The organism is Pseudoalteromonas sp. P1-9 (genome assembly GCF_001399975.1).
Lineage (GTDB): Bacteria > Pseudomonadota > Gammaproteobacteria > Enterobacterales > Alteromonadaceae > Pseudoalteromonas.
The window spans coordinates 1-4,893 of the sequence record NZ_LKBD01000075.1; the positions used below are offsets into that span (position 1 = coordinate 1).

Sequence of the window (4,893 nt, forward strand, 5' to 3'; positions counted from 1 at the left end):
CAAATTGCGCACTTTTATCTTTCTCAAAAAATTAACCACATGTATTTTTAATAATACTGGCAACTAGTTATCAACTTTGTTAAAACTAACCCATTCAGAAAAGTGCGCGACTGCAAATCAGAAATATGCGCAATTTACGCACTATTAAATTGTTAGGCATACAGGGAGTTTCAGTTGAATTTAGAGTCAGTAAACAAGTATTGGAATAGTTTCAAAACTAAGCCTCTTTACAGCTTTTTTGGGTTGTTCGTCATTGTTTCTGTAGCTGTCATCGCTTCTTTTTTAAGCGGCTTCGGGCAAGAATTTGGCAGACAATTAGCTGTTGATACAAAAGAAGTGAAAGCTTCCTATCGAGTTAAGTTAACACTTGGCAATACTTGGGGTCGTCAGATATCAGACATAGAGGCTCAACATTTTAATGTTGAATTAGTCAAAATTGATACTGACAATTCGGCTAATATCTTACTAAATACTCCTGAGGTAGGGAGATATACTTGGCATACTTACGATATTGATAAAGAGTTTAGTAAAGCTTTTCAATCAAAAGATTATTTCTATTTATTTAAAATATTAAAAATAGATAGTAAATCAGGTTACATAGAGTTTGAACTGCACAAAACAAAGCAAAATGCCTTACAAGTTGCTCAAGTTGTTCGTAAATTCACTGGGACAATTAACAGTTGAGTTGGCGCTTCGCGCAAGTATAGCCAACAGTCAATTGCCCCTTAGCAAAGCGTTACGAATGACTGCTTGTGTCACGTACTTGACTGTCTGATTTGATTGAGTTTTGTTAAATAAACCTGATAGACAAAGTTAAGACCTATTCACACAAAGGTGAAACTGTTCGATATTTTATAAAAATTTAATGTTTTTTCGCCAATAATTACCAGAAAGCTTATCATACCGAATAATTCTCTTAGATATTGTACTAGGTGCCCTTCCTATATATTTTGATATTTCTTCAGGCTTTAAGTTAAAATCAACGAGTAATACTCTAAGCTTTTCGTTGTCTTCGATCGTCCATGGTTTACCTGAATTTGGGTATTTAGATAAACGCTCTTCTTTATTGATTACTCGTGCCTTTATATGTTCATTTCTAATCTCAATGAGATCTTTAATTTGATCAATAAATATTTTGTGAGAACCAAAAGAAGTTTTTGATGAATCCAGTTGACTGAGAACAATTTGTGAAGCTGGATCTACAGCAGGTGGTTCAATTTTCACAGATACCTTTGTAAGTGATGGATGCTCTATTTTCCCGAGAATGCTCAGGTGTTTAACATTAAAAAAACCCGATAAATGAAAATTTTTAATTAGCTTAGTTTGTATAACGCTCTCAATCTTAGTTGCGAGCTCATAGGTATAGTTAGACAGAGGGAGTGCATATACCTCAAGTTGCGGTAGATACTTTTCTAATAAAATATCATTCCAACGTTCACAAAATTGCTGCTTTTTATTTAGCAGGTTTTTGGGGGTGTCGTAATAGATTGAAGTAGATGCCCAAATATCAAAATTGTTAGCTAGCTTTTTATAAAAATTAATATTGTTATATATTTTATAAGTTGACATCAGACGATATACATCATCATTTTTTCCAGCATTATAAATTGTTCTATTACCTCTTAAATAACCGGCATAGTGTTCTGATACTCTTCGCCCAACATTTATGCTTACACCAACATAAACAACTCTACTATGTAAACCTTTATGAGTGATAATGTATACACCACTACAACCAGATTTCACCGCTTCAGAAATGTGACCTAGGTATTTCCATTGCATTACACTGCCTCATTTTAAAGTTAGGGTAAGTTAAATCGTCAAGCCGAACTAAACTTTATAAACTTGCCCAAATCGAACAAGTTTTTTTAAAGTGCCTTACTCATCAACAATGTCAAGTTCTTCCTTACCACACATTATTACCTTATATGGTTCTGGAACAATGGGGTAAGCGTCGCTGATTAGACCTTTCCCAATTATTTCTTTTGGTACAAAGCGGAAATAATCTACTGAATTTCATTATGTATCCTGCAGCAATGAGCGAACAACGGTCATTAGAAAATTATTTTTCAGCACTGATTTTATGTCCTATTGCTATGTATTTCTCCTATATTCAAGAAAACGACCCATTGGGTCGTTTTTACCCTTTTCATAATTTCTATAATGATTAAAAGTTTATCTGTAGCAACAAGTTAGTTTGTGTGATAGAACTGGTACAATGTTAAAAATAACCCGTGGCTCGGTAGAAAAACGACCCAATGGGTCGATATTAAATTGTTATACACATCAGGGAAGTTAGTATGAAAAAGTTGGTAACGGCGTTCTTAATCTTGTTGTTTACCTTGCCAGTATTTGCGGATGACTCAATTTCGTTAGGCACATCCAAATCGTTAGAATCGAAGATCATGGCTGAGAATAGACCTTACATGGTTTATTTACCCCCCTCATACGGAACGAGCGAAAATACTTACCCTGTCATTTATCTTCTTGACGGCGATATTCACAGGTTTAAGGGGTTTGTCGGTGTACTTGAATCCTTAAGTACAGAAACGCTGGGAAATCAGGTTCAAGAAGCTATCGTAATTGCTATTCCGAATACAAATAGGTCTCGAGACTTAACTCCATCATCGCTTATAGAGTGGAAGTTTAAAGGCCGCGTCTTGGAAACATTTGAACATACAGGAAACGCTAAGCAGTTCGCTAAGTTCCTTGAAAATGAGTTGATACCCGCCGTTGACACTACATATAGGACATCCCAAAAGCGTGTATTGGTTGGTGAGTCGTTTGGCGGCTTGTTCGCAGCAAACACTCTTATAGAGTCACCATCTGTATTTTCAGATTACTTAATCATAGATCCAGCATCTTTATGGGATAATGACTACTTAAATCGGGCAGTGAACGCTAATAATAAAGACATAAAGTTCAATTCTCGAGTTTACTTTGCTTTTGCAAATAATTCTCATCTGGGAGATATCGGGTTAACTAATTATGAATGGGGCTCCACTTTTGCTTCTTCTGTAATTGATAACAATGATGCTATTTCGAAGCAGCAATACTTCGAAAATGAGACTCATGGCACCGTTGCTTTTTTAGCTTGGTACAACGGGCTTAAGACCCTTATGTCAACCACCGAGAATTGATGTGTATAACAAAAAAATTAAGTCGCCTGCTGCGCAGGCTGGGACGCATACACGTGGGCTGCTTCGCATTATAGCCCACGTGTACGCACCCCTTATTTAAAAGTTAGGCTTACCTATAGTTCGGAGTAATATGTCTAAGAAAATTAAAACGGATTTAATACTGGCGTTTACTCTAATTGTTCTATGTCTTTTACTTTCTATTTATAATTGGTCTCAAACAGAGTTCAAATCAATTGATTTAACAAACGCTGAATTAAGTTGTGATAGAGATAGAGTAAATTTTCAAGGGTATTTTACTCTCGATAATATTACTTATTATTCCTCTAAGCGCTATGAGGAATGTAAACATTTTTATCAACAAATGCAGGGTAAAGATTTATACGGTACTTACTTCGCCAGTAATAATCGTTTAACTATGCTGTATGTAAATGGCAACCTTGAAAACTATTACTCTATAGGCATGGTAATTGGTTGGGGCTTAACAATGGCTTTTGTATCTTTTCTATTGCTAAGAATTCCTGTTAAATGGATATTTGGCACGTAAGCCTAACAAGCGCATAAAGTGAAGGGACTGCTAACAGCTTGCTCGGTTCCGCTTCGCTGCACATTTTAGCAAGCTATTATCAGCCCCTTATGCGGGCGTTAGTTGCCTAGAGGAAATTTTGGCATGGATAAGCTTTTAGAGAAAATATTGGAAAGTAATCTATTACTGATGATCACACTCGGATTATTAGCGTTGATTGCTATTATGATAGTTATACTTTTTATTCAATATCAAATTGATCGGGCAAAAGGAAAGCATGCAAAATTTCTTTGGTTTGAAGTTAATGCTACTCAGCCACAAGCCAGCGAAACCATTCCACCCCCTCAGCCAACTATCACAGGAAAGAATATAAATACTGGTAATAATCATGGTCAAATCGGTGACCAGTACACTGGTTTAAAGCAGCGTGAGTTCACTCAAAGTGACGCTGAATATCTGAAACAAGAAATTGAAAAATTTAGCGTTAAATACGCAGATAAAATAAACCGTTCACATATGACGATTGGATTACCAGGGTGTAAAGAAACAACTAATCTCGCTAACCAAGTGGCGGGAGTATTAAAACAGCTCGGTTATAATAATTTGCAAATTATGACACTTCAAACTTGGGGTGTAATAGGTAAAAAATTTGGAGTGTCAAACGCGCCAGACAATACGATCATGGTAGAGATTTATCCACCGGATAACGTGGAATAGGCAACTAACAAACCAAGTCAGCGGGACACTAACACGTAGGCTCCCGTCACTTCGTTCCGTATTTTAGCCTACGTGTCATTGCCCCTGCTTGGGGCGTTATATTTCTAGGAGAATTTGGCACTATGTCAGCTGAAACCATATCAATTATTGCTGTTTTAGTTGCAGGCTTATCAGCTTTATATGCTCGCTGGGCTGTTAAGGAAGCTAAAAAGGCAAATGAGCTGAATCGCTTCAAAGCTCTCCTTGATTTAAAGAGTGGTTACTTAGCAGAGATGGATAATCAAACAAGAGCAGCTAAAGATTGGGGCAAAGATGATGGTTTTTCCCAAGCTTGCCGCGATAAATTTGCTAAAGCTGACACCAAGCATCGAGAAGTGTGTAAAGAACTTGATGCCTATCACTCACGTTTAGTGAAAAACGAAATATAACAAGAGACTATGGCGTCAATAGTTAAATTTAGACTTTTGGCGCTTCCCAAATCACTCCGTCTCTTAGCATAGAATTTAAGATCAC

Annotated in this window: 6 protein-coding genes; 5 read left to right on the forward strand and 1 reads right to left on the reverse strand. The window is 36.5% G+C overall.

All coding sequences use genetic code 11. The annotated features are described in order from the left end of the window. Positions 1 to 174: 174 nt before the first annotated feature. Positions 175 to 684 carry a hypothetical protein gene (locus AN214_RS21325; protein ID WP_054981559.1) on the forward strand — a complete coding sequence of 170 codons (510 nt, stop codon included), beginning with the start codon at positions 175 to 177 and terminating at the stop codon, positions 682 to 684. Between the two features lie 168 nt (positions 685 to 852). Here the strand turns inward: AN214_RS21325 and AN214_RS21330 are convergent, their stop codons facing one another. Further along, complete coding sequence (locus tag AN214_RS21330; RefSeq protein WP_054981560.1) at positions 853 to 1,782, reverse strand: GIY-YIG nuclease family protein; 930 nt, start codon at positions 1,780 to 1,782, stop codon at positions 853 to 855. A 518-nt stretch (positions 1,783 to 2,300) separates the two neighbouring features. Here AN214_RS21330 and AN214_RS21335 point away from each other — a divergent pair. The 4 genes from AN214_RS21335 (at position 2,301) to AN214_RS21350 (ending at position 4,808) form a co-directional block, all read left to right on the forward strand. Then, the gene (locus AN214_RS21335) at positions 2,301 to 3,140 is read left to right on the forward strand and encodes an alpha/beta hydrolase (protein ID WP_054981561.1); all 840 of its coding nucleotides are present in this window, start codon (positions 2,301 to 2,303) and stop codon (positions 3,138 to 3,140) included. Positions 3,141 to 3,270: 130 nt separating this feature from the next. Then, on the forward strand, positions 3,271 to 3,684 hold the full coding sequence (locus AN214_RS21340) for a hypothetical protein (protein WP_054981562.1): 414 nt from the start codon (positions 3,271 to 3,273) through the stop codon (positions 3,682 to 3,684). Positions 3,685 to 3,807: 123 nt separating this feature from the next. Further along, positions 3,808 to 4,380 carry a hypothetical protein gene (locus AN214_RS21345; protein ID WP_054981563.1) on the forward strand — a complete coding sequence of 191 codons (573 nt, stop codon included), beginning with the start codon at positions 3,808 to 3,810 and terminating at the stop codon, positions 4,378 to 4,380. Positions 4,381 to 4,502: 122 nt separating this feature from the next. Beyond that, a complete protein-coding gene (locus tag AN214_RS21350) occupies positions 4,503 to 4,808 on the forward strand; it encodes a hypothetical protein (RefSeq protein WP_054981564.1) in 306 nt (101 codons plus the stop codon). The last annotated feature ends 85 nt before the right edge of the window (positions 4,809 to 4,893 follow it).